The 25,193-nt window shown below is 38.0% G+C and carries 23 protein-coding genes; 10 read left to right on the top strand and 13 right to left on the bottom strand.

Annotated elements, in window-relative coordinates; genetic code table 11:
* Positions 1-268 precede the first annotated feature (268 nt).
* Positions 269-1,390, top strand: coding sequence for a glycerol dehydrogenase (locus IEU90_RS01245; protein ID WP_153709299.1), 1,122 nt, complete (start codon positions 269-271; stop codon positions 1,388-1,390).
* Positions 1,391-1,493: 103 nt separating this feature from the next.
* Here IEU90_RS01245 and IEU90_RS01240 read toward each other — a convergent pair whose 3' ends face one another.
* Both IEU90_RS01240 and IEU90_RS01235 read right to left on the bottom strand, forming a co-directional pair.
* Positions 1,494-2,348, bottom strand: coding sequence for an alpha/beta hydrolase (locus IEU90_RS01240; RefSeq protein ID WP_163704735.1), 855 nt, complete (start codon positions 2,346-2,348; stop codon positions 1,494-1,496).
* A 38-nt stretch (positions 2,349-2,386) separates the two neighbouring features.
* Positions 2,387-3,598 (bottom strand): D-alanyl-D-alanine carboxypeptidase family protein, encoded by a 1,212-nt coding sequence (locus IEU90_RS01235; protein ID WP_153709301.1) that lies wholly within the window; start codon positions 3,596-3,598, stop codon positions 2,387-2,389.
* Between the two features lie 70 nt (positions 3,599-3,668).
* Between IEU90_RS01235 and IEU90_RS01230 the strand changes: the two genes are divergently transcribed.
* Positions 3,669-4,250, top strand: a complete 582-nt coding sequence (locus tag IEU90_RS01230; RefSeq protein ID WP_153709302.1) for a hypothetical protein — start codon at positions 3,669-3,671, stop codon at positions 4,248-4,250.
* 198 nt (positions 4,251-4,448) lie between these two features.
* Here the strand turns inward: IEU90_RS01230 and IEU90_RS01225 are convergent, their stop codons facing one another.
* On the bottom strand, positions 4,449-5,093 hold the full coding sequence (locus IEU90_RS01225) for a L,D-transpeptidase (RefSeq protein ID WP_153709303.1): 645 nt from the start codon (positions 5,091-5,093) through the stop codon (positions 4,449-4,451).
* A 191-nt stretch (positions 5,094-5,284) separates the two neighbouring features.
* Here IEU90_RS01225 and IEU90_RS01220 point away from each other — a divergent pair, with 191 nt between their 5' ends.
* The 4 genes from IEU90_RS01220 (at position 5,285) to IEU90_RS01205 (ending at position 8,392) form a co-directional block, all read left to right on the top strand.
* Entirely contained in the window at positions 5,285-5,527 is a 243-nt protein-coding gene (locus tag IEU90_RS01220; RefSeq protein ID WP_153709304.1) for a hypothetical protein, read from the top strand.
* A 79-nt stretch (positions 5,528-5,606) separates the two neighbouring features.
* Positions 5,607-6,992, top strand: a complete 1,386-nt coding sequence (locus IEU90_RS01215; RefSeq protein ID WP_153709305.1) for a L,D-transpeptidase family protein — start codon at positions 5,607-5,609, stop codon at positions 6,990-6,992.
* A 162-nt stretch (positions 6,993-7,154) separates the two neighbouring features.
* The gene (locus IEU90_RS01210; RefSeq protein WP_188357614.1) at positions 7,155-7,796 is read left to right on the top strand and encodes an NAD(P)H-hydrate epimerase; all 642 of its coding nucleotides are present in this window, start codon (positions 7,155-7,157) and stop codon (positions 7,794-7,796) included.
* Between the two features lie 101 nt (positions 7,797-7,897).
* Complete coding sequence (locus tag IEU90_RS01205; RefSeq protein ID WP_153709307.1) at positions 7,898-8,392, top strand: winged helix DNA-binding protein; 495 nt, start codon at positions 7,898-7,900, stop codon at positions 8,390-8,392.
* Between the two features lie 66 nt (positions 8,393-8,458).
* On the opposite strand, the gene hisS is transcribed toward IEU90_RS01205, so the two are convergent.
* From hisS to IEU90_RS01190, 3 genes are all read right to left on the bottom strand, one after another.
* Positions 8,459-9,736, bottom strand: a complete 1,278-nt coding sequence (gene hisS, locus IEU90_RS01200) for a histidine--tRNA ligase (RefSeq protein ID WP_153709308.1) — start codon at positions 9,734-9,736, stop codon at positions 8,459-8,461.
* Between the two features lie 325 nt (positions 9,737-10,061).
* Positions 10,062-11,258 (bottom strand): MDR family MFS transporter, encoded by a 1,197-nt coding sequence (locus IEU90_RS01195; RefSeq protein WP_188357680.1) that lies wholly within the window; start codon positions 11,256-11,258, stop codon positions 10,062-10,064.
* A gap of 3 nt (positions 11,259-11,261) precedes the next feature.
* Positions 11,262-11,882 (bottom strand): LVIS_2131 family protein, encoded by a 621-nt coding sequence (locus tag IEU90_RS01190; RefSeq protein WP_188357613.1) that lies wholly within the window; start codon positions 11,880-11,882, stop codon positions 11,262-11,264.
* 223 nt (positions 11,883-12,105) lie between these two features.
* On the opposite strand from IEU90_RS01190, the gene IEU90_RS01185 reads away from it, so the two are divergent.
* A complete protein-coding gene (locus tag IEU90_RS01185) occupies positions 12,106-12,291 on the top strand; it encodes an LBP_cg2779 family protein (protein WP_003665077.1) in 186 nt (61 codons plus the stop codon).
* A gap of 122 nt (positions 12,292-12,413) precedes the next feature.
* Here IEU90_RS01185 and IEU90_RS01180 read toward each other — a convergent pair whose 3' ends face one another.
* On the bottom strand, positions 12,414-13,355 hold the full coding sequence (locus IEU90_RS01180; protein WP_153709311.1) for a LacI family DNA-binding transcriptional regulator: 942 nt from the start codon (positions 13,353-13,355) through the stop codon (positions 12,414-12,416).
* 413 nt (positions 13,356-13,768) lie between these two features.
* Between IEU90_RS01180 and IEU90_RS01175 the strand changes: the two genes are divergently transcribed.
* Complete coding sequence (locus IEU90_RS01175) at positions 13,769-15,490, top strand: LysM peptidoglycan-binding domain-containing protein (RefSeq protein ID WP_153709312.1); 1,722 nt, start codon at positions 13,769-13,771, stop codon at positions 15,488-15,490.
* A 162-nt stretch (positions 15,491-15,652) separates the two neighbouring features.
* On the top strand, positions 15,653-15,970 hold the full coding sequence (locus IEU90_RS01170; protein WP_076460125.1) for an ArsR/SmtB family transcription factor: 318 nt from the start codon (positions 15,653-15,655) through the stop codon (positions 15,968-15,970).
* A gap of 101 nt (positions 15,971-16,071) precedes the next feature.
* Here the strand turns inward: IEU90_RS01170 and IEU90_RS01165 are convergent, their stop codons facing one another.
* The 5 genes from IEU90_RS01165 to IEU90_RS01145 form a co-directional block, all read right to left on the bottom strand.
* Complete coding sequence (locus IEU90_RS01165) at positions 16,072-16,308, bottom strand: hypothetical protein (protein ID WP_188357612.1); 237 nt, start codon at positions 16,306-16,308, stop codon at positions 16,072-16,074.
* A gap of 107 nt (positions 16,309-16,415) precedes the next feature.
* Positions 16,416-18,398 (bottom strand): ABC transporter ATP-binding protein/permease, encoded by a 1,983-nt coding sequence (locus IEU90_RS01160; RefSeq protein WP_153709314.1) that lies wholly within the window; start codon positions 18,396-18,398, stop codon positions 16,416-16,418.
* A gap of 96 nt (positions 18,399-18,494) precedes the next feature.
* Positions 18,495-19,190, bottom strand: coding sequence for an ABC transporter ATP-binding protein (locus IEU90_RS01155; RefSeq protein ID WP_153709315.1), 696 nt, complete (start codon positions 19,188-19,190; stop codon positions 18,495-18,497).
* A gap of 13 nt (positions 19,191-19,203) precedes the next feature.
* On the bottom strand, positions 19,204-20,262 hold the full coding sequence (locus tag IEU90_RS01150; RefSeq protein WP_153709316.1) for an ABC transporter permease: 1,059 nt from the start codon (positions 20,260-20,262) through the stop codon (positions 19,204-19,206).
* A 10-nt stretch (positions 20,263-20,272) separates the two neighbouring features.
* Entirely contained in the window at positions 20,273-20,785 is a 513-nt protein-coding gene (locus tag IEU90_RS01145) for a TetR/AcrR family transcriptional regulator (protein WP_188357611.1), read from the bottom strand.
* 150 nt (positions 20,786-20,935) lie between these two features.
* On the opposite strand from IEU90_RS01145, the gene IEU90_RS01140 reads away from it, so the two are divergent.
* Positions 20,936-23,599, top strand: coding sequence for an LTA synthase family protein (locus IEU90_RS01140; RefSeq protein WP_188357610.1), 2,664 nt, complete (start codon positions 20,936-20,938; stop codon positions 23,597-23,599).
* Between the two features lie 341 nt (positions 23,600-23,940).
* On the opposite strand, the gene IEU90_RS01135 is transcribed toward IEU90_RS01140, so the two are convergent.
* The gene (locus IEU90_RS01135) at positions 23,941-24,951 is read right to left on the bottom strand and encodes a zinc-dependent alcohol dehydrogenase family protein (RefSeq protein WP_003665087.1); all 1,011 of its coding nucleotides are present in this window, start codon (positions 24,949-24,951) and stop codon (positions 23,941-23,943) included.
* Positions 24,952-25,193 lie beyond the last annotated feature (242 nt).

Genomic DNA, 25,193 nt, shown 5'->3' with positions numbered 1-25,193 from the left:
TCTGCTTAGGTCCGAACGTCCCAGTCCGCACCTAAACAGCACGGACCTACATAAAGTAAGCAAAGCCGAAATAATATTTCTTAGTAGTTAATGATAATGAGGTCATCAAGAATCTTCCTTTCCGTTTAATTATTGTCTATTATTAAAACATTCTAATAATTTAAAGTCAACACTTAATTTTAAATCAATTAAAAGCAACTAAGCTTTCCACAGTTCTCCAAAAGTGATATTGTTATGTAGTACACAAAGTATAATTGGAGGGATTTTTATGGTTGAAGAATTTGGTTCACCATCGTCTTATATTCAAGGTAAGGGTGTACTTTTCGAAAGTAATAAGTATTTACAGAGTTTCGGTAAAAAGCCCCTATTATTAGCAGGCAGTACGGTTTACAAGATCGTTGGCCAAAAATTTGAAGAATATTTACAAGATAATGGCTACGATGTTACCCGCGTCCAATTTAACGGCGAATCATCAACTAATGAGGTTGACCGTGTAACTGCTATTGGTAAAGAAAATAACGTCTCGGTAATTTATGGTCTCGGTGGCGGTAAGACTGTTGACACCGCTAAGGCTATCGCTGATAACTTGCACCTGCCAGTAGTTATTATGCCAACACTTGCCTCTAATGACGCCCCTTGTTCACGCCTTTCGGTTATCTACACTGATGACGGTGGCTTCGATCACTACCGGTTCTATAACCAAAATCCTGACTTAGTATTAGTCGATACCCAGGTTATTACCGGTGGCCCCGTTCGCATGTTGATCTCCGGAATTGCAGACGCTCTTGCTACAAATGTTGAAGCACAAGCAGTTGCTAAAGCTAACAGTGATACGATGCTTGGCGAAAAGCAAACCTTAGTTGGTAATGCAATTGCACAAAAATGTGAGGAGACATTATTTAACTACTCACACCTCGCCGTTGCTGCTGCCCAGGATCATGTTGTTACACCAGCGCTCGCTAAGATTGTTGAAGCTAATACCCTTATGAGCGGTCTCGGTTTTGAAAGCGGTGGTTTATCCGGTGCTCACGCAATTCATGATGGCTTAACGATCCTTGAAGAAACCCATGACCTAACGCATGGTGAAAAGGTTGCCTATGGAACGTTGACTCAACTAATGCTTGAAGGGGCTAATAAGGAACGTTATGACAAGTACTTCCAATTTATCTTGTCACTAGGTTTGCCAACAACTCTTGCCGACCTTCATCTTGAGAATGTTTCTGATGAGAAGTTACTCAAGGCTGGAGAAGCTGCTTGTTCTGAGCAAGACACAATGGCCCGCTTACCATTTACAGTTACCCCTGATGATGTAGCCCAAGCATTCCGTGCCGTCGATGCTTATAGTAAGCAATATCTAAGCAAGCACCGCTGTCACCACAGTCGAATGTAATCAATATTTGCCCCCTATTATCGATACAAAAAGCAAATAGTACAGTAAATAAAAGGCCTCTAAAGCGCGGTAAAACCGAACTTTAGAGGCCTATTTGTGTTTCCTATTTTCCCCATAAAAAGTTAATTATAGCCTTATCGACCTGAGCATTATCATGGAGTTTTGAATGTTGAGCGTCTTTTCCAGTTATCTTAAGGACACGATACGATTTTGCTCGTGACCCTACTAGGTACTTAAGAGATAAGGTCGATGCATTATCAACCCGACCATCAGTCTTATCTCCTACATCCCCAACAATATTTAAGACAGCTACTTGACCCTTAGGATACATTTGCCGTGCTTTTGTCATTTGCTGATATGTTGCATTCATTTTATTTGGTTTGCCATTTTTATCTATTTTCATGCCAGCTGGTTGCTGAATCGCAACGGGGACTTGTTTGAAAGTCAATCCAGCAAAATGTCCGGCAATATCCACCTGTTTTTGTAATTGCGGCATATTTTGATTCTGCCCATTTCTAAGCATGTAATAAATAATTGAAATATTTCCCAAGGAATGACCAACCATATTAATTTTAGTAATGCGGTATCGCTTCTGCAGTGCCTTTACAACGTTTGTAGCATATTCACCATGCTTATTGAAATCTAACTGACGATTATTTTCATAATTCACTTCAACAATTGGGTTAATTGCCCCTTTATGCATTGACCCGTGAAGCGTTACCTTGCCATCATTACTAACATTAGCACGAATTACGGTACTAGTAACTCCCGCCTTTTTAGCAGCATTTACCATATGCTCTTCAGCGTGATAACTGCTCCCGCCACCATGAAAGAAAAGAGTAGGGGTTGTCGATTGCACATACTTACTATGCTTTTGCTGATGCCAAATTGCACCACCAATTATTGCGATAATAATAACTATTACTGTTGCGGTAATTCCGATATGACTTTTTTTCATCGTTTTTCTGCCTTTCCTTATAACCTTTCTTTAATTTATCAGTGCCATAATCGCTGCCAAAAGTTTCCGCGCCGCACATCATTAACGCTATATAAGGAATACGTCAAAGGTTCGCCAGTCAACGTTTCTAATTGGTCACTCGTTATCCTTAAGTTACCAACGTGCTCGCCTTTCCAAATAGGCGCTTCTAATTGACTATTTTTATATTGTGTTCCAATTGTATAGTCGGTTTTTGTGTCATAGGGGCTCCAGATTGTTACCTGTTGCGGACCTAGTTTCATTGTTTTTTCAGCTCCATTAGCCACTTTACGTGTTGTTACTGAAGACGGAACTTTTATTTTTTGAAGGTGGTATTCATTTTTAAGAATATCATATAAGTCTTGCGTTGCCTTAAATCGGTTATCTTTATTATCACCTTTAGAGTGCAAAATAACGGTAATAATTCGATGACCGCGATATTTACCGGTACTAGCAAAACAAGCACCAGCACTATCAGAGGTTCCCGTCTTTAAGCCGTCAATAGTTACTCCTTTTACAGTGTACTGCTCACCGGGAAGCATTTTATTTAAGTTTTTCTCTGTCTTAACTTGGTCCTTTGCTATTTGAAATTTCACTTCTTTTTGAGCGGTGATTTGGAGAAGCTCAGGATAATGTTTTATAAGATATTGCGATAAGATCGCCACATCACGGGCACTCATAGTATTTGCGGCATTATTAGGAAGATCGGCTAACTTGAAACTTTTCATATCACCATTATCTAAGCCAACCGAATTAACGATGTTGGTATGAGTCATTCCAATCTTTTTAGCCTTTTGCATCATCTTAAGGTTAAACTCATCGGTCCCATCCCCTGTAGCAGTTGCAAGAGCGACGGTCGCTCCGTCAGCTGATTTTACAAGTGCTGCATTTATCAATGTGCGGACAGAGTAAGATTGACCTGCTTTTAACCCAATCGATGAGTAGGCACCATCGTTTGAAATTGCCGCAATTTCGGGAGTTATTTTTACTTGAGTATCCCATGAAAGTTGTTTTTGCTGAATTTCGTCTTCAATTACCAAAATTGTCAAAAGCTTTGTAATTGAAGCCACCGGAAGTGCTTTTTCAATATTTTGCTTATAAATAATCTGGCCGGTAGATGCATCAACCATTATCGCTGCCGTTGCATCAATTCGACTGCTGGCTAAAACTGGTTGACTCCCTACCGCCATCACCACGAATAGAGATAAAATAAAAACTATCATTTTTTTCATGAAATCTATTCTCCTATTTCCTCCAAGTACGGTAAGATAAACTTAGCAATAAATAATAAAGGAATCCATCATGAATAAAGAAATTAAACATTTGCTTTTGATCTCGGTCACTCTATTCCTCATCTTTATTTTTATCTTTAATATCTACACATATCACGCTACCAATTTTGTCTCACAAGCAAGTAAAGCAAGTCAAATTATTAACCAAACTCGGCTCCGTTCTCCCAATATTAACCGTCCTTCGGAAAAGTGGACGTATCCTAATGTTAATAACGCACACATTGAATTAATCGCATTAAAAAAACCGCAACAAGTTTTAGTCATTAATTCTAGCAATCATCGCGTCATTTATATTGTGCATGCCCAAATCAATTTACCGGCACAAAAAAGGCCTCTTCATATCCTTCACGCCCGCGGACAACAAATATATCATATCAACGGTTCGCGGCAAGCTGTATCCAAGAATTGGCTAGGAATCAGTAATGGGAATTATATTGAAACTCCAGTTACGGATATGAACAACCACCGTGTCCCGCACAATCTGAGAAAAGTGCCGAAAGTTGAAAATACTATTCAAGTATCGCGTCCCGATGCCAAATGGCTTCAAGCATTGCCAGAAAACACACCCTTATTAGTTAAGGAGGGCTATTAAAATGTTTTTAAGATTAAAGCAAAGTCGCTTTTTTAACCATTTACTTGGCAGCAACCTCATCTTATTAATTCTGATATTTCTTTATGACCTACTTGCCTACTTTGTCCCCCTGGCTAAGCTCGCTATCATTCAAATCGTTCTGATCTTCTTTATAATTGATCTAATTTTAATTGGTCTTAAAATTATCTCCTTACACGATTAACCGACAATCTCAATCTTAGTTCCAACTGGCAGATTTTGTTCCATCCATTGAGCGTCTGGAATTGAAAGCCTTATACAACCATGTGAACCTTGTGTTTTGCCGAGCTTTGCAGCTTCTTCTTCATTATACTTACCATCCGCTTTAGTAGGGACACTATGGAATAAATATTCACCATGATTCTTCCATGAAACATAGTAATTAGCCCCTTCTTTCAAAGATTGGTTGAAGAAACTATCACCGCGTTCTTGCTGAGCATAGAATGTTCCTGTTGGGGTCGCACTCTTCATTTCTCCTGTCTTGGGATCCTTCTTATAGATTCCACCGGTGCTATACATCGTGTAAATAATTTTTGAACCATCATATAAGTATGTCCGGTTATTTTTAAGATCAACTTTAATCCAAAAATCTTTTACTTTGCTTAAATCTGGATAAGGGATTGTTTCTGAAGACTTATGCCAATCAATCGGTGTTCGCATATGACTTGCATTATTATTGTTTGATTTCTTTTCCTTTACTTGCGATTCAACTGTTGCTTTTTCTGGATGGGTATTCGAAGCAGCATGTAATTCTGGACCAATTGCAATTATTGCTACTAACAAGCAAAATATTCCATAAATCCAATGCTTTACTCGTAAGTTCAAGTTAATTTCTCCTTTACAGATAATTCAAAACATCACTATTATATTATAGGGAATTTTTTATTCAATCTTCATTTTAGAAAGGTGTTTAAAATGCGGGATAATCTTAAGGTTTCATATCTAACTGCTATCTTTTTCTTTATTGTTGCTATAATTTACGCAAACTTTTCATAAGTTCTGACGGGGATTTCAATATGACATCATTTCTTTCAAAATTATCGACTATCTGGTTCTATATTATCAATCATAAATGGTCAAAAGACATTTTACGAGCTAATTTGCTTTTTATTTTTCTCGTGATTGCCTATGACCTTTTTCATCTTTCCTTAAAAGCAATTGGTTGGCGAATATTCTTTAAAGTATTTCTCCTACTAAACATTTGTCTATTCTTTAAGTTCTTTCTTGATGGAATTGACCGTTATTTAAAAGCCCGTTAATTTTATGATCTTTTTATTGAGTATTTAGGTAGACGTGCTAAGATAAAAACGTGACTATTTTTAATTTGAGGAAGGTATAATGCGTTCAAATATTAAATACTGGTTAACTGGATTAGTCGCACTACTAGTCATTCTAATTGCCGGTATGTATATCCACCAAGCAAATCATTTTAATAAAAATGTGACAATTAATAATATTGCTGTTGGTGGACTTACCGCAAAGCAAGCTTTTGAAAAGGTAAAAGGAACCTCAGGAGCTACAAAAGTATACGTCGACAATAAATTAGTTTACCAATCTAAACCAATGAAAGCCAAGTTCACAAATGATGATGAGCAAAAATTTAATCAAGCCTTAAAGAAGCAATTCTCGCTCTTTCCATCGCATAAAGCAATAGAGTTGGCAGTTAAGCCGGACAACTTTGATGAAGCGTCACTAAACGCCGCTAAATCTAAGGTGACTGAACAGGTTCAACAACTCAATGCTAAGCGTAAGGCCCCCGTTGATGCGTACGCCATTTATCGTAATGATAAAGTTTCAATCGTTCCAGCTGTAAACGGAACTAAATACAACCTTCAAAACGCCATTAATCAGTTAAATAACCAAGCGGGAAGTACTAAAATCAACATCGCGTTGCATAATGAAAAGCCGCTTCCTGCCAATAGTAAGACTGTTAAGAATGAGCAACAACAACTAGAAAAACTAAAGGGTAAAAAGGTAACCTACCTCGTTCAAGATAAAAAGTATAATTTTGCAAGCAGCCAGATTATTACCGAAGCTACGTACCGCAACGGAAAATATAACTTTAATACCGCTGCATTAAATAAGCAAATTAAAAAGATTAATAACGAGCAGGCTACTCTTGGCAAGCCGTTTAAATTTAGGACCCATTCCGGTGCTGAAATTACAACTACTGCTAACGGTTCCTATGGTTGGAAAATTAGTGAGAAAAAAGCCGGGGACTCACTAACAAAGGCAATTATTAACGGACAACAAGAAGTTAACGGTAAAAACGACATAGAAGGTACCGGCTATAATACTACCGGCCTTGGCTACAACATTACCACTAATCACGGAATTGGTAACACTTATGCCGAAGTTTCGTTAGCTGACCAACGTGCCTACTTCTACAAAGATGGAAAATGCGTGCTTGAATCAGATATCGTAAGCGGAACTAACAACGAAGGCAATAAAACGCCAAAGGGAGTTTGGTATATTATGTACCAGCAAAGTCCATCGGTTCTCCGCGGACAAAATGATGACGGATCTAGTTATGCAAGCAAAGTTAATTACTGGTCACCATTTACAGAAACTGGATGCGGCTTCCACGATGCAAGTTGGCGCCATAATTGGTCAAAGACCGCCTACTTAAGTGATGGTTCGCATGGTTGTATTAACATGCAGCCAAGCATTGCTGGTCAAGCCTACCATGACTTAGAAAAAGATGAACCAGTTATTGTCTACTAAATTACTGAAAGCTCTTAGCAATTTGCTGAGGGCTTTTTTATCTCCCTATCTTTATATACGGATAAGGATCTGATTTTTTAAATATAAATTTAAACCATATCTGTAAACCTTCTTACCCTAAATCGTGTTACATTTAAGATGTATATTTAGGAGGCTTACATTATGACAGATAAAATTGTTACTGCAGAAGAAATGCGTCATTATGATTCTTATACAATCAATACTATTGGTATTCCTTCTCTTGTATTAATGGAACGAGCTGCCCTGGCCGTTCGGGATGAAATTCTACATGCTTTCCCACTAAACCTTAAAAATGTTGTTGTCGTTGCTGGGAGCGGAAATAATGGCGGCGACGGATTAGCAGTCGCCCGGCTATTTCATATTGCTGGCGTTCATGTTTCGATACTTAATGTTGGTAATCCTGACCATGCTTCAGATGAACACCAAACCCAAGATAACATTGTGAAATATTATCAGATTCCTGAAACAACTGATTTTGCCGTTCTTAACAATGCAACTTTAATAGTTGACGCAATGTTTGGAATCGGGATTGATCGTCCAATAACGGGTAATTACGCTGAGGCTATTAAGGCAATTAATAATACTGATGCCATTGTGGTTGCTGTCGACATGCCTTCTGGAATTAACACTGACACCGGAGAAGTAATGGGAATTGCTGTTAAAGCTACCGCTACTGTTACATTCGCATATAACAAGGTTGGTCTAGTAAAAAACGATGGTGCCAGTTATGCTGGTCGTATTGTGATTGCTAATGATATGGGAACCTATGCTATTGACGAGTAAGCCGTTTTTATCCTCAAGTCATTTCACTATTAATATCTAATTATTAATATTATTATAATAACTGGTAGGAGTTTTGATGAATTGATTTGGAGGTAAATAATATGTCAGAATTAACAACCAAGTTATTTTTAGATATTAAAGATTTCGAGAAATATCAGGCAATGCTAAAATGTCACGTTCATATTGAAGAAGAACGTCGTGGCGAATATTGCTTGTCCGGCTATCCTGACCGTCATAATTACCATCGTCTCCTCCGTATTTTACGAGGACATAATGATGGTCTATTAAGTCACCAATTAATTTATAATTTTGACTACCGCCCCAGTGAACTTAGTGATGCTACTAAAGCGTTAGTAGCAAATAACCTAGCAACAACCAGTATTATCAGTGATGAAGAATACAAAATTCGTCTTACCGATGAAGGAATAGAGGCAGCTGACAAACTATTATCTAGACGTGATAAAATCGCGGAAGCAGCTTACCACACCTTAAGCAATGATGAACAACGTGAACTTGATAATCTTATTAAGAAGTTGCTAGAAGATTATAAGAATCGCAATGTTAACTACACAGCACTTGAAAATATTTGCAATTAAGTCCTTGAGAAAACAAATGAGACCGAGAAAACAGTTAATTTTCTCAGTCTCTATTTATTACCAGTTTTATTTTAAATATTTTGCAGGTTCTGCAATGAAATCCGCGATCTTTACATCAACTGTGTCTTTCGTTGCTGCATTCTTTAATTGGAACTGTCCTTCTTCAACTTCACGAGTTCCAAACACAGCAAAGTATTTTGCATTACGGCGGAAGGCTTCCTTAATCTGTTTACCGACTTTTACACCACTATAATCCTTATCGGCGATGATCCCGTTTTGCCGAATTTTACTAAGGACTTCAAATGCCATTTCATCCCCTTGATCATCAGCACTAGCAAAGAAAATATCCAGCTGATCTTTAGGAGCAAACTCCGGATTCTCCTCTTGTAAAAGGAGCATTAACCGTTCAACACCCATTCCAAAACCAATTCCGCCTTCTTCTGGACCGCCAAGCTGACTAATTAAGCCATTATAACGTCCACCAGCACAAACAGTTGTAAAACCACCACCAAATGCTGGCGAATCGGACATAATCTCAAAAATCGTATGGTTATAGTAATCAAGCCCTCGAACCATATTAGTATCAATTTCAAAGTCAATGCCTAATTTTTTCAATAATGATTGAACTTCATCAAAGTAGGCTTGCGATTCATCATCAAGATAATCAAGAATTGAAGGTGCCTCAGCGACAATCTTTTTATCACCGGCATCTTTACTATCTAATACTCGTAATGGGTTCTTGTATAGACGTTCTTGTGAATCTTTACTCAATTCATCATAGTGTGGTTTTAAATAGTTAATTAAAGCTTCACGATAATCTTCACGAACCTTCTTATCACCAAGCGTGTTAATTACTAATTTAACGTTTGGAATTCCGAATTTCTTAAAGAGTGCCATCGCCATTGAAATAACTTCAACATCAATTTGCGGTGATTCATTATTTAGCGCCTCAACCCCAATTTGATGAAATTCCCGTTGACGTCCTGACTGTGGCCGTTCATATCTAAACATTGGTCCCATGTAGTAAACTTTATATGGCTTAGGATATTCCGGACCGTAAAGTTTGTTTTCAACATAAGCCCGGACCACACCAGCAGTACCTTCAGGGCGAAGTGCGATATGACGGTCTCCTTTATCGTGAAAGTCATACATTTCCTTTTCAACGATGTCAGAAGTGTCTCCTACATTCCGTGAGAAAACATTATAATCTTCAAACATCGGCGTTCGAATTCCTCGATATCCAAATTGGTTAAAGACTTCGCGGGCATTTTGTTCTACTTTTTCCCAAATACCTGTAGTACCTGGCAAGATATCAGCTGTTCCCTTTGGCTTTTGATAATCCATTATTTACTTTTCCCCTTTCGTTACGTATAAAACAAAAAGCCCTCTAAGACTACATAGCCTTAGAGGGCGATATTAATCACTGTTCCACCTCTATTTACAGCAACCTCACAGTTACTGCCTCATGAAGTTATTAACTTCTGACGATAACGGATCAACCGGAATAGACTACTAATCAAGTTCACCTATTCAGCTAGTAGAGGTGGATCATACCTGTCTCCAGCTCTCAACACTACCGGATCTCTGTTTATTACACAGGTACTTTGTTTCTACGTCAATGCTTTTACAATACAATAGTGATTTTACCATAGCTTAATCAATTTGGGTATCATTTCTCTAAATTAAGCCGGTGCTGGATTCGATGCAAATAATATAAATAAATGCAAATGATTCCAAGCGTTATAATCATCATCCCAAAAACTGACAGGAATAAGGTCTGATAGTTTCCCTTTTCAATAACGTATCCCCCATATAAGGGACCGAGTGCGCGGCCGATTGACATCATAATGTTAAGCAAACCTTGATAATGTCCTGCTTCATTCACATTAGTTAATTGTGTGATCCATGCTGGGAGACCTGCAAAACTCGTCATTTCCCCAATTGTTAATATTACAAAATCAAGGACAAAGGCAAATAATGTTCGGGCAAAAATCAGCAAGAAAAACGAGACCGCAAAAACAAAGAGACCGATTATAATCTGTGTTGACAACCTCATGTACGGGCTTAGCTTATTTACCAACGGCTGACCGACAATAATCAATACTCCGTTTAGTGTCCACAACATGCTATATGCATAAAATGGAATTCCCATATTAGTCATGTGGACAGCCATTACACTTTCCCACAGCGAATAACTAAGGTGGACCGTAATGTAATTTATTAGAATGAACCAAACAAGAATAATCCACCGCTGATGCAGCTGGCGGGAAACCTTATGACGCTCCTTACTGCCCTGCGCCTTCTTAGCTTTCCCCACTTCAACATTAAAGGTTAATATTACCAAGATTGTTAAGAACGCATAAAAAACTGTTGCAGCGATGAAAACAACCACAACACTGATTGACAATAAGACACCAACTAATAGTGTTCCAATGACCACCCCAATATTGAATGCCATGTAAATATAGTTAAAAACATAGCGAGCCGGATGATCACTTACCATCGCCCCATAGGAATTAACTATTGTCGCATTAATCCCATCGCCAAAACTATTAATGGTAATTAAGACAGCGTACCACGGCCAACCGTGAATAAAGATTAGCAGGAAAATTGCCAGCGTGGATAAGCTAACGCCAATTAAAGCTGTCTGATACTGTCGCCAGTGATCAAATAGCCAACCGCCTAAATAGTTACCGCTCATCATTGCAATGGACATCACCAGCATGACAAAACCAGCAGTTGTCAGACTTTGCCCCAGATAGTTATGCAAGTACATGGTTGTAAGCGGCCATAAAAAAGCTGCCCCAGTGTTATTTAATAAACTAGCAAAGGCAACCCATTTTAATTTTACTGTTTGTTGTTTCATCATTTAACGTTCAGATACCATTTCAGGAGAAGGAACCCGTAAAAGCGTATAGGTAGCAGCATTACGATTTGCTTTTAATCCTAGTCCATTAACAACCGTATTTTTATACTTAACATCCATTACGGCAGCAAATGCATGACCTGTCTTTGCATCTTCTTTTTCTAGCTGTTTCTTATCCCATGGCAAGGCACTAGCACTTAAGTTAATGATTCGTGAGCCGTCAGACACAGACCCGAAGCGAGAATTTGTCGTGTATTTATCATTACCAGTCCAATATGTGTAAGATACAATTGGATGTTTGCCACTCTTGCTGCGAGTAGCTAAAACATAATAAAAATCATCTGACTTATTTTCCATTTGTAATGGTTTGCAAGTAATTGATGTCCGTGTTTCCTGGTGGTTATTGATATCAACCGGCCGGAAGAATGTTAGGTACAGCATCCCTCCTAACCAGCATAATGACACAATTAACAGAATTATATAACGAATCATCAAGCTAGTCTCAACTACTTTTTTTGTCTTGGCAATCAGCATTAACTGATGAACGCGGATATAATGGATAACATAACAAAAAAACAGAATTGAACATATCCAAGATATCCATCCTAACCAATTCCAACTCATAACTTATAAATACTCCATTCTCTAAAAAGATTTACCTTGATTATCACACAAAATCATTCACTTGTCGTTAAATCTTAGCCACAAACAGATAAATTTAATAAAATAACTACTTGGATCTATTCAAACTGTGCTAAACTATTTTTTGGTAACAAGCCGTGTCTTGATTTAGAATAGGACATAAGAGTAAAATTATTTAATAATTCCATTAAGGAGGAGTTTTTTCATGGACAATTTGAGTGAGCTTGCTCAAGAATTGATTAACTTTGAGCGTGAAAATGACTTAAATGATAATGAAGTTGCTTTTGGCAGTCATCTTTCTGTCGAACGAATTCATGAGATTAAATCATCTAACACCCCTGTAACTTCAGAAGAAGTCGAATTACTTCAACGGTTCATGCAAAGTAAGTAACATTATGATTCATGCCGTCGTGGCAAAAACTTAAAGTAAATATTATGGAACAAAATTATAACTTGATTTTTGTTCTGTAAAAATGGAGACCGGAAAAGGCAAAGTTTTCCGGTCTCCATTTTTTATGGCTGATAAAATTCAACGGGTACAAGGGTTGTTTTTATGGTTTCATTTGGTGTCTCAATTCTTTTCATCAACGTGCGAATTAATTCTTGTGCAAGTAACGGGATTGGTTGAATAACAGTTGGCAAATATGGTGCCAATTTTCGGATTAACTGCGAGCCATCATACCCTGTAATGAAAAAGTCTTTGTTTATTTGCTTTCCCGCACTACGATACAGGTTATAAATCGTTAGCGCTTGAACATCATTAGAAGCTAAAACACCATCATAGTTCCCAGGAAATGTTGCTTCTAAGTCTAAATTCTGAATTGCTAACGGCTCAAAGTCACGGTTTTGCTTATTTAGAAAATCAAGTGCTCCCTGAATCCGGTTAATCGTTGGCGAGACAGATGTATCTTCATCAACAATCACTGCTAAATGCTTAACATCATGATCCACTAAATATTTAGCTGCTAATTCGCCACCGTGATAACTATCTGCCGCAACGATTGGAATGTTATCAGCTAAATAACGATCGAATGAAACGATTGGGGCTGTTAACTGGTGATACTCTTTAATATCAAGATTGTGCGAGCTTGATATAATTCCATCAACCTGGTTAGCCATTAACATATTTAAATACTCATGTTCGATTTCTGGATTTTGTGCAGATGATGCAATAATTGTTTTGTAACTTTTCTTAAACAATTCATGCTCTAATTCATTTGCTAATTCAGCAAAGAAGGGATTAGTTAGGTTAGGAAAAATCAAGCCTACAAACTTAGACGGCTTACCTTGCATTGCCCGTGCTAGTGCATTTGGTTGATAGTTTAACTCCCGCATTGCCGCATGAACCTTATCAATTGTCTTTTGACTTAATGAACCGTAATTATTTATTACACGGGAAACAGTAGTCACTGAAACCCCGGCTAGTTGGGCGACATCTTTTAACTTAGCAACCATTTTAAAACTCCTCATTAATTTAAGTTACTTTATTATAGCTTACTAAATTTGAACAATCGATGATTATTTCTAAACTTATACTATACATTCTGCCAGTAATACTATAATTACATATGTTTATTCTATCATTTGTTTTAAAATGTTTTTCAATCGATAAAGTAGTTCTTGTGAAGATGGTAATTATTGATTTTATACGATTTAAATAGCGGTTTTAAAGGATATACCGCTTTTCTCTCACCCAAATTTGATTGACGCTTGGAAAAATTAATGCTAGGTTATTAGTAGTTGAAATCTTTAGAACTTCTTAAACTTTTTTACTTTTTGCTATCATTTTAATTTATGAAATGATTAATAAGCCACTTTTAAATATTATGTTTAAGATCTTTAATATATAACATAAGGAGTCTCTGCCAATGAATCATCAATCAAATACAGATCCAGCAACACATTTTAAAATGTACAAGAGTGGAAAAAAATGGATGTTTGCTGGTTTAACTGCTGTTACTTTAATAACCACTACCGGTGCTGTTGCTCATGCCGCTGACAATGCTCCGGTTTCAAATAACCAGCCGGTTGCTGCTACTACGCAACAAAGCAGCGCTGATAGCACAAGTGCTTCAAGCGCTGTTCAAAGTAGTGCTAACGCTGTCAGTGCATCATCTGCAACGAGTTCTGCTGCTAGCGCTGCCCAAGCTTCCAGCGCCGTTGCCAGCACTGCTCCTGCCTCATCTGCAGTAAGCGTACAAAAACAAGTTGCCCCTGCTGCCCCACAAGCAACTAGTGCTGCTCAAGAAAATGCAACTACCGACCTTAGCAGCCTTCACTTCAGCAACAATGCTTCTCAACAAGCATTCATTCAAAGTGTGGCTCCCGGTGCAATTCAAGGATGGAATGAATACAAGGTTCTTCCTTCTGTAACTGTTGCACAGGCCATTGTTGAAAGTGGCTGGGGACGCTCTGCTTTATCTACGCAGGCACATAACCTCTTTGGTATCAAGGGTTCATACAATGGTAATTCTGTTACTATGAGAACGCGTGAAGTTTACGGTGGTCGAAGTGTTTATGTTAACGCTAATTTCCGTGCATATGCTAATAACTCCGAATCAGTTGCAGACCACGGTCGATTTCTTAATGTAAACCGGCGTTACAGTAACTTACTCGGTGATACAGATTATGCTTCTGTTGCCAGAAAATTACGCCAAGATGGTTATGCTACTGACCCAAGTTACGCTAGTACCTTAATTCGCTTTGTTCAAACTTACAATTTAAACCAATTAGACGCAGTTGCTCTTTCTGGTAAGGTTGTTACAAACAAGCAAACAAACAGTGCTCAAAATCCAGAAACGAATGTGAATGTTTCCTCAAATACAGGTTATTATACTGTTAAGAGCGGTGATACTTTATCACGCATTGCTGGTGAATTTAGCACAACGGTTAATAAGTTAGCTTCATTAAATGATATCCATAATGTAAACCGAATTTATGTTGGTCAACGGCTCTTAGTTCGTCAGCCTGCTGCAACCCAACAGACTTCAACAACTGCACCTGCTAAGCAAGCCGAATCTACAAATACTAACAGCAATACCAATACATACACTGTTCAAAACGGGGATACTCTTTCTGGTATTGCAAATAAGTTTAATACTACCTACACTCACCTAGCACAAGTTAATCACATTAGCAATCCTAATTTGATCCGGGTTGGTCAAGTATTAACTATTCATCAATCAGCTTCAAGCCAAAGCAGTAACGTTGCTTCAACCGCACATCAAACAAGCAGTAACACCACGACTAATCACGGTACTTACACCATTCAACGTGGCGATACCCTTTCTGATATTGCTGTACGGTTCAACACTACAACAGCTGCTTTAGCTTCAGCCAACCATATCGAAAATCCAAACTTGATTCGCGTTGGTCAACAATTACAAGTTAACGGTACAACAAACTCAACGGTTCGCGTTCGTTCAAATAATAATTATTCAACGGCTAACCATGGAAGCTACGTTGTGCAAAGCGGCGATTCATTATCTAAGATTGCTGCTTACCATGGCTTAAATTGGCGGGCAATTGCTGCTAAGAATAACTTACAAAGTCCATATACTATTTTTGTAGGACAACACTTAGCACTATAAAACTACCGATAATCCATTTATATTATATAAAGCAAAAGGTATAAGAAAATCTATGCTTTTTGCTTTTTTGTTTTAAAAAAAATATTTTATGTTTTAGAATAAGAGTAAGCAGTTTATTGTTAATATTCACGAACTAATATTTAGGGAGTTTATAGAAAGTAAGTGGTATTTATTGTGGTAAACCGTCGAACGACTGATATTCCAAACGTTAATAAGATCAGCCAACTATTTAAGCTATTGGGTAATCCCAAAAGATTACAACTATTATATTTGCTTATTCAACATTCAATGAGCGTTTCTGAAATTAGTATGAAGTTGAACTGGGAACAATCGGGGGTTTCCCACCAACTGCAACTATTGCGAAAATATAATTTAGTTCAACAACGGCGAGAAGGAAAGACCGTCATCTATCATCTGGAAGATCCACAGGTAATGACCCTAATCGCTGATGTTTTAAGTCATGCTGAAAAAATTATCTAATTTAGTGAATATTAATTGGGATCCCCCAATTGCTATAAAAGAAAGGCGTTTAGAACTCATGCTAAGGCAAACTTAGTAATGACTTCTAAACGTCTTTTTCGTTAATCTATAAATTGAATCTTAAATCGCTCATTTTCTAAAACGCCTTTTACAATAAGCGACTTGCCATTATGAAATTGCTCTTTATCCAGCCAAAAGCCTAGATGAGCATGACTATAAAACTTAAAATTATACCGCGGTGCAACATCAACATTACTGATTCGCATTACTCCTTGCGAACCATCAGAACAAGCAACTGTTTGTGATTGATTATTATTGTGAACATAAACTGTTGTCACTTTTAACACCTCCAATGATAATTATACACTATCTTTTGGCATACCTAAAATATTTTTTAAAATAAAAAGTATCAATTTTCAAAAGAATTGAAAACTGATACTTTTTATTAGTCTGCTGCTAGGGCATCAATTGGATTTAAGTTGGCAGCTCGTCGTGCCGGTAGTAATGCAGCAACAAACGAAATCACAATTGCAATCACAATCGCGAAAATAACATTACCAACCGTAATCTGAACAATATTATATTTGATTAAACCATATAAAGCATGGTTGAGAAGCAATGCCACAATTGCGACAATTACCAATGCCAATATCGCGGAAAAGAATCCGATAAAGACCGACTCAGACGTAAATAAGCGGCGAATATCTTTTTTCCGTTCACCAAGTGCTCGCAATATTCCAATTTCCTTTGTTCGCTCTGACACTGACATATACATTGTCACGATAATCATTAACGCGGAAACAAGTAATGAAATACCAGCTATTGCAGCGAGGACAGTTGAAGCAAGGCTGACATAAGTATTAACTGTCTTCAAAATTGACCCAACAGTAATTGCCCCCATCACACGTTTATTGTTAGTGTCACGAAGATTATCAATCTTAGCAGCTACATCTTGCACGTTATCTAAATTATTTACATTAACAGTTGCAAAGTTCGCTGCCGTTGACGCATTGGCTTTAGTTAGATGTTCCACCATTGTTGCATAGGTAATAGCAGTCACACTGCTTGCACCCTCTGAAATTCCTGAAACCTTAAACCTGCCTTGAACAGGAACCGGGTTATTATTCTTATCAACCCAATTAAACGAAACATCGATAGTTTTACCGATCATTTTCTTATAATTCTTCGCACTGGAGAGTTGGATAGCCTGCTGTTTGGCGAGGACAATTTCTCCATTTTTCGGTTTATGTCCCTGTTTTATCGAACTGCTAGTTACAGATTTGCTCCACGTTTGTAGCGATGTCCCGCTTTGCTTATTTCCGTTATACGTTGCCTGATAGGCGCTTACTGTTATTCCCGGTTCAACTGACGAAACATTTTTAATTTTACTAAGCCGCTTCAAATTATGATCACTCAACGTCATCGACTGCGGATCTGTTACCATCGTTCGTCCTAGTGACGATTGAATCTGCTCTTGTGTCATTTTTTTACCGGTAGGATTTTTAAATACCGTGACGGCTTGCGGATTTGCTAATGAGTTTATTTGATTTTGGATATACCCATTTATTCCGTTTCCTAACCCGCTAAATAGCAGCACAGCAAAAATACCGATTGCGGTCCCTAACATAATTAATGAGTTCCGCCAAAAATTATATATAAAATGTTTAAATGCGGTCCGGTAGCTTGCCATTGCCGGTAGAACACGCGGCGTTATCTTAGTAGGGTCATCAGGAATTGGATAGGCGGGATGCAATCGAGTATCACCATCAATCTTTCCGTCCACCAAATGAACAATTCGCGTCCCGTTATCGGCTACTTCTTGCGAATGAGTAACTGCAATTACTAATTTACCATCACGGGCAATCTCATCTAATAATGCTAAAACTTCTTTTGTATTTTGAGAGTCAAGAGCTCCGGTCGGTTCATCGGCGATAATGATTTGCGGATCACTAGCTAAAGCCCGCGCAATTGCAACCCGTTGCTTTTGCCCCCCTGATAAGTGATTAGGATGCTTTTTTACTTGCTCGCTTAACCCAACCTTATCGAGAAGCGTCAATGCCCGCTTTTTTCGCTCTTCTTTCGTTAAAGTAGTCATATCAAGGGCTACTAAAACGTTATCAAGAACTGTCAAATGCGAAATCAAGTTATAAGACTGATAGATATAACCAACCGTTGCTCGTCGATAACTATCAAGCTGCTTCTCTTTCTTATGATCAAGCAGCTTGCCATTTACTAAAACTTCACCTTCAAAATTACGGTCAAGTCCACCAATAATATTCATTAATGTCGACTTACCGCCACCGGATTCACCGAGAATTGACACAAATTCTCCCCGGTTAAATTGAAGGTTTATTCCCTTAAGTACTGGGAATTCTTCTTTATCTAAATAATATGATTTATGAATATTTTTCAGTTCTAAAAAAGCCATCTTGTCCTCCTTTTATCATTCGTAAATAGTTAGTTATCTAACTATAACAGGAATAGTGCCAAGTAACAAGAAGCTTTATTAATCCTTTACTATTATTTAGACTATTGCCGGGGATACTTTCCCGCGTTCTGTAAGCTGACCATCTGCTAATTCATATATATGATCTGCATACTTTCTTAATCGCAAATCATGAGTAACAACAATTACGGCCTTTCCTTCATTCTTTGCCATATCTTGAAATAATTGACCAACTGTTTTTACTAAGTTACTATCAAGTGCCGCAGTAGGCTCATCAGCCAGAATTATTTGCGGATCAGTATATAATGCTCGGGCAATGGCAACCCGCTGATTCTGACCACCCGAAAGTTCAGCCGGATACTGCTTTAGTAGGTTTTTTATATCAAGTTTCAGTAATAAGTTTTCAAATGCTTTTTGCGAAATATTCCCTTCCTTCTTAATTCGATCCACCAACTTAAATTGGTCTGCAATGTTTAAATATGGTAACAGATTATAGGATTGGAGAATAAAACCGATTTTTTTAAGTCTTAACTCGTCCCGCTGCTTAGGAGATAGGTGCAGAAGATCCAAGCCGTCAATTAGAACCTTCCCAGTTGTCGGTGTTTGTAAGCCACCTGCAATCGTTAAAAACGTACTTTTCCCTGATCCGGACGGGCCAAGAATAAGATTCATCTCGCCAGCATTTGCTTTAAAATTAACATCTTTAAGGACATGAACACGACCAATCCCTTGACCGTAATATTTATTAACATTTTGTAATTCCATCATTGCCATAACTATTACCTCCTTAATTCAATGCTCGGGCTGGATCGATCTTAACAATCATTCGGACCGGTAAAAGTGATCCTAACATTCCTAGTACAATCAACCCGACCGCCATTAAAGCAATTATCGGCCAATTCATAATAACCGGAACGCTCATCGGAACAACTAGTTTAGTAACAAACGTTAACAAGATTCCACCAAGAACTCCACTAATCATCAGAATTATCGATTGGGTAATCGTTGCTAAAACTAGGTGGCGAGCTGGTATCCCTTGAGCACGCATTACAGCATAATGACTGATTTTTTGCATTGTTAAGATATACAAGAAGACTGCAATAACAATTAACGAAATTACCATTAGGAAGCCAATCATAAAGGTAAAAGTATTATTTTGAGCTGAATATCCTGGCAGCTTGTTAATGTATTCTTTAGCAGTATAATGCTGCAATTTCGGATAAACACCCTTGCTAAGATTGTGGTCCGAGAATATCCCGCTGGCAACCGCCTCGCTGTTTAATCCACGTAATGCCCGCCAAACAGATATGTCACCGTACACAACCGGCGCAACACTCAGCTTTGCATCATTCACAAATCCAACAATTTTATATTTTTCATTTTGGGAATTAATCGTTACTTTATCCCCTAAATGATAGCCATCTTTTTTCAAGCTCTCATCAACAACGATCTCATTGCTTTTATTTACTTTATGACCACTTGTAACCTTAATCTTTTCCCGGGAAATAAATTGTGATGAATCTAAGCCAATAAACTGCGTGCTTTCTTTACTGGCGCCCTTTGTCTTTACGACAACCGGTGCCTGTCCAACAAGAGCAGTATTTCCCTGTTCTTTAGTTGGAAGCTGGTCACGGGTAATCAACGATTGACTAAGATTATCATTACTATTTTTATTTAAGAAAACAGTCTCCGTTCCCCATTCTTTAATCGCTGCATCGTTTTCGTTTTGCAGTCCTAACATCATTCCCATCAAGAAAAACATTAGATAACTTATCAGAACAATCATTGCAATAATTAATCCATAGTGTAGTTTCTCATGTTTCATTTCTTTTAATGCTAAAAACATATTTTGCCTCCTACTGCAATAAAGCAGTCAGTACTTTAGATAGCCTTTCAATCGCCTCAGCTTGCTTATCGGGCTGAAGAAGACAATCCTTAATTGTCTCATGGCTCAAAACCATTACACTCCATTCACGGGCATTATGTGTTTTAATTTGCGGATTTGTATCATCCCTTAGCAGTCCTTCATTTGTTTGAAAGTGTAATCGCATAAAATCACGATACTTACTTCCATTAATCTCATCTACAAAAGACTTAATCTGATTAATATACTCACTAGCTGCTAACATGTGGTTCGAACGGGTAATTGGTGTATGAATCTCTTGGATTGCAACTTGATAAAGGTACGTGTACGCTTCGGTTAAGTCCGTAAAGTACTTATAAAATGCTCCGCGCGCAATCCCCGCTTGTTTTACAATTCGTGCAACCTGCGCACTTGCAAGGCTATGGTGACTAAATTCTGCTAATAAGGCAGCCGTAATAACTTCTTTTTTCTGTAAATTCAAATTTTCAAACGTTACACTTGGCACTTTTATTCCTCCAATTCTCAATGACACCGTGTCACTATTAATTGTAGTTTAAACACTATCATCAAAGTGACACCGTGTCAACAAAGAAATCATTAAATTATATTTAGCGTTATACTTTAATTAGCTTAATTACATTTAGGGGTGCTTTTATTGATAAAAAGAAATATCCATTATCTCTCATGGTCACTGTTAGGGGTTAGTTGGCTATGGGCAGTTAACATGGTCATATGGTCACCAGAACTGCCATACCTTAACTTTAACCATCTCAATTCGCAAATGATGCTTATTCAATTAAGCCATAGTCTTACTATTTTCGGGAATATAGTAGCGGTACTGATAATCGGTAACCAGCTTGGTCGAAATACAAAGCCGTTATTGCCTACCACAATTAAGTATTGGCTATACACGGTCGGCATCTTGTTACTGACCCTCGGCGTTGTATGGCTGCGTTTTAATCGCTTTATTTACCATGACTTCTATCATGCAATTCTTCCGCTAGCAGGTAATACCGTCCCACTTGCCGGTGCAATTATCATCGGTTCTCTTGTTCTCCCGCTGATCAAACCTGTTATTTTGCGTGCTCCTCTTAGCTGGAGTACAGCAGTTTTTACTATCTTGGCAATTGTTACCTTCTTTAACCATGATTCATTTGGTCTCTTAAAAGGTGAGTCGGTAACCTACTATCTTCTTATTATGAGTTTAGGGATCGCCGCAACTGAACTTAAATTAAAGAAAGCCATCGTTTTGAAATGGACGTTGAGCTTCTTAATCGTTAATAGTTATTTGGTTAGCATTATGCCGGATGCTTCCTTCTTTACAAGAGGAACTCTAGAAACTGCTAATCGTTTTACTACTCCGGCTTCATTCACAATGGTTGCAACTGCACTAGGCTTTTATCTGCTTCTTCATCATAACTGGCAAGTATTTTTCAATAACCTGCATTATCGCATTTACTTTTTACTAACGATCGCATTGCTTATCCAAAATCCAGTTAGTCTTAATATTGCAGTACGCTATGCAAATCGCTCATCGCTTTTATGGAAACAGTTGTTATTCATTACCGGATGGTTTATTTGGATCCTTCTTTTTGCATTTATTCTGCCGCCAATTTTTAATCACCTGCAATATCGTTACGCCCTAAATAAACGACTCGCTCAATTTTGGACGACCGACCCTGCTATGCCCCTTGACCAGCAAACTGTAATCCTTGCTCAACGAGTTGAAAATTGGCTCTGGTCTAGGTGGGCAAATATTCTAGCTTTTGGCTGTTCATATGGGCTTGCGCTTTGTTCAATTTATTTAATGGGACGCCCTTCTGTTTTCGTTAAACAGTCAATGCTATGGGTTAATACCTTTTTGATTTTTTGCATTTTCAAATTTATCCAAGGCATCTGTAATCGTTACTGGGCTTCGCTTTTCTTAACTGTTATTCTTAACTTTATTTGGATTATTGCCAACATGCAGAAAATGGCATTCAGAAATGAATCAATTCTTCCTTCTGAAACTACAATGATTAGCAATATTCCCGCCCTCTTGAAGATGGTCAGCTCCCAGTTAATTATTGTTAGTCTGCTAATAATCATTAGCCTAGTTATTTTAATGATTATCCTAGAACGCAAGATTAAGGGCCCGCATTTAACACTTCGGCAACGGTTAACATGGCTTATCATTCCGCTTTGTATCTTTGGGAGTTCTTTCTTCTGGAATCAGCCTCACTCCCGAATTAATACCTTCGTGCGCGGATGGGGAGATATTCCTCACTTTATTCACCAATCAGCCGGTACGTTGCGAAACGGGCCGCTTGTTCAATTTTTAAATAATATTGATATTACGATTATGAACAAGCCAGCTGATTATTCGGCCAGTGAAATGAAGCAAATCAGCAAGCGATATACTACGGTCGCTAATCAAATTAATCGCCATCGTACTAATGAGCTTAAAAACCAAACAATCATTTTTAATCTTAGTGAGAGTTTTGCTAATCCCAACCGTGTTCCTGGCGTTAAGCTAAAAAACAATCCCATTCCAAATATAGAAAAAATAAAAAAGCGCACAACATCAGGAATTATGCTCAGTTCAGGCTATGGCGGGGGTACGGCTAACATAGAATACATGGCTTTAACCGGATTTGCAATGTGTAATTTTGCCCAAACCCTCTCTACCCCATATACACAACTCGTTCCATATTTACGTCATAATCCGTCAATCATTCAAAGTTTTAACTACGCCATTGCTATTCATCCCTACTCAAGTAAGTTTTACGATCGTGGAATTGACTATCCTAAGTTTGGTTTTAATAAGTTCTTTTATCTCGGTAACAAAAAAGCACCAATTATTCATCAAAAGAAAATCGGTGCCAATTCATATTTATCTGATGAAACCGCCTATGATAATACCTTAAATCAGTTATCCCGCCATCCTCAGGGACAATTCATTAACTTGATTACTATGCAAAACCACTTGCCTTACAATCACCTTTATCATCACATCAGTCACTATAAAGCCACAGTGCCGGCAAATGGTACGATTGCAGCTCAAGTTGAAAATTATGCAATGGGGATTCATTATACTGATCAAGCGGTAGCAAAGTTTATTAAGGAAATTGATAATATTGACCGTCCTATTACTCTTGTCTTTTATGGCGACCACCTTCCGGGCATCTACCGTAATAGCATGAAAAAGGATGGCCTCAAGCTTCATGAAACGGACTATTTTATTTACTCCAATCCAGCGGCACAAAGGCTGGGGGCAAAGAATCTCACAAAACATAACCATTACGTCGGGCCCAATGATTTTATCGCCATGACAGCCTAACAAACCAACTCAAAGGTTACCCCTTACCAAGCACTTCTTACCCAGCTTTATCAGCAATTACCAGCATATACTGTCAATACCCAAACTAATGGAACTAATTCTTATAACTCCGCGCCGGAATTCATTAATCAACATGGAGAAAAAGCAGATTATGCCAGTTTTGACGCTAAGCAAAAGCAACTTTGGCATGACTACCAACTTGTTCAATACGATTTAACAGCTGGTCATCAATACTTACTTAAATATAAAATGATGCGTTAAAAAGAAAAATCCAAGAATCGGCTAAACAGTCAATTCTTGGATTTTTTTACAGCTATTATGTTGTGTCAATTTTAGTTAAATTAAGCTTCTTCGCCGCCAACCTTAACAACAGCTTTTGAAACCTTACCTAACTTACCGCTAACAAAGTCTTCAACACCATCAAGATCTAATTCATGGGAGAAGAGTGGTAATGGATCAACAACACCAGAAGAAAGAAGTGCAATTGAATCTTCAAAGGTGTAAGGGTTAATGAAAGCCCCTTGGATCGTAAGTTGCTTTTGGAATACATCGTAAGTGTTTACTGAGAACTTGTCATCAGGGTTACCAACACCAAACATTAATACTTGAGCACCACGAGCCGCAGCTGCAAGTGCTTGTTCTTGAGTAGCTGGTAAACCAACAGCTTCAACAACGATGTCATATGCGTCAGCAGGGATTTCTTCTTTTGTAGTGTTAATAGTTTTAACGCCAAAGTGCTTACGGTTATTTTCCAACTTTTCGTCTGAACGACCAGCTAAAGTAACTTCGTGAATACCACGAGCCTTTAAAATTTGAGCGAATAATTGACCTTCAAAACCATCACCTAATACTAAAGCCTTTTGGTATGGGTGAGTTTCAAGCAAGTCAACACCGTGCATTGCACATGAAATTGGTTCAACAACTGCTGCTGCCTTTAATGAAACATCATCAGGAATTGGGTAAACAACCTTTGCAGGGGCAGTGAAGTATTCTTCAAAACCACCGTTACGGGTAACACCAACAGCATCAAGATGTTCACATAATTCTGGGCGTTGAGTCCGGCAATACTTACATTGACCACAGTAGATGTTAGGGTCAACAGTTACTCGATCACCTGGCTTAACGTTAGTAACTTCTGAACCAACCTTTGTAACTACACCTGAGTTTTCGTGACCTAAAACAATAGGAGGAACAGCAGATGCGGATCCTGGAAGACCAGCATAGAGCGCCTTATCGGTACCACAAATACCAGCGTAGGCAGTATGAATTAAGACTTCATCAGGCTTAATTTCAGGTTCTTTAATATCTTCAATTTCAAGTTGCTTTTTGCCTGTTAAAACAAGTGCCTTCATATTAAAATACCTCTCTTGTGAATTCAATCATTTGTCAAGTGCTAGTATAGTGTGAAAACGCCTTAATTGTCAAACGTCCAGCAATTAGCTCACATTCTTTTAATCATACTAAAACGTTAAACTTCACAAACTAAAAAGGCTATAAACATTGGTATAAAAGCATTTAAATAAAAATGTAAAATTTTTAAGATTTTTTTCTTCACTAACTTTTTCACCTAATCATAAATGGTTTTACCTTTTCT

The organism is Limosilactobacillus caviae (assembly GCF_014635905.1).
GTDB classification, from domain to species: Bacteria; Bacillota; Bacilli; order Lactobacillales; family Lactobacillaceae; genus Limosilactobacillus; species Limosilactobacillus caviae.
This window is presented reverse-complemented; position numbering and strand designations above follow the sequence as displayed.

Bases quoted from the DNA above. Each gene is read 5' to 3' on its own strand.
- IEU90_RS01245 (WP_153709299.1), top strand. From the start codon at position 269: ATGGTTGAAGAATTTGGTTCACCATCGTCTTATATTCAAGGTAAGGGT.
- IEU90_RS01240 (WP_163704735.1), bottom strand. From the start codon at position 2,348: ATGAAAAAAAGTCATATCGGAATTACCGCAACAGTAATAGTTATTATT.
- IEU90_RS01235 (WP_153709301.1), bottom strand. From the start codon at position 3,598: ATGAAAAAAATGATAGTTTTTATTTTATCTCTATTCGTGGTGATGGCG.
- IEU90_RS01230 (WP_153709302.1), top strand. From the start codon at position 3,669: ATGAATAAAGAAATTAAACATTTGCTTTTGATCTCGGTCACTCTATTC.
- IEU90_RS01220 (WP_153709304.1), top strand. From the start codon at position 5,285: ATGACATCATTTCTTTCAAAATTATCGACTATCTGGTTCTATATTATC.
- IEU90_RS01215 (WP_153709305.1), top strand. From the start codon at position 5,607: ATGCGTTCAAATATTAAATACTGGTTAACTGGATTAGTCGCACTACTA.
- IEU90_RS01210 (WP_188357614.1), top strand. From the start codon at position 7,155: ATGACAGATAAAATTGTTACTGCAGAAGAAATGCGTCATTATGATTCT.
- IEU90_RS01205 (WP_153709307.1), top strand. From the start codon at position 7,898: ATGTCAGAATTAACAACCAAGTTATTTTTAGATATTAAAGATTTCGAG.
- hisS (WP_153709308.1), bottom strand. From the start codon at position 9,736: ATGGATTATCAAAAGCCAAAGGGAACAGCTGATATCTTGCCAGGTACT.
- IEU90_RS01195 (WP_188357680.1), bottom strand. From the start codon at position 11,258: ATGAAACAACAAACAGTAAAATTAAAATGGGTTGCCTTTGCTAGTTTA.
- IEU90_RS01190 (WP_188357613.1), bottom strand. From the start codon at position 11,882: ATGAGTTGGAATTGGTTAGGATGGATATCTTGGATATGTTCAATTCTG.
- IEU90_RS01185 (WP_003665077.1), top strand. From the start codon at position 12,106: ATGGACAATTTGAGTGAGCTTGCTCAAGAATTGATTAACTTTGAGCGT.
- IEU90_RS01180 (WP_153709311.1), bottom strand. From the start codon at position 13,355: ATGGTTGCTAAGTTAAAAGATGTCGCCCAACTAGCCGGGGTTTCAGTG.
- IEU90_RS01175 (WP_153709312.1), top strand. From the start codon at position 13,769: ATGAATCATCAATCAAATACAGATCCAGCAACACATTTTAAAATGTAC.
- IEU90_RS01160 (WP_153709314.1), bottom strand. From the start codon at position 18,398: ATGGCTTTTTTAGAACTGAAAAATATTCATAAATCATATTATTTAGAT.
- IEU90_RS01155 (WP_153709315.1), bottom strand. From the start codon at position 19,190: ATGGCAATGATGGAATTACAAAATGTTAATAAATATTACGGTCAAGGG.
- IEU90_RS01150 (WP_153709316.1), bottom strand. From the start codon at position 20,262: ATGTTTTTAGCATTAAAAGAAATGAAACATGAGAAACTACACTATGGA.
- IEU90_RS01135 (WP_003665087.1), bottom strand. From the start codon at position 24,951: ATGAAGGCACTTGTTTTAACAGGCAAAAAGCAACTTGAAATTGAAGAT.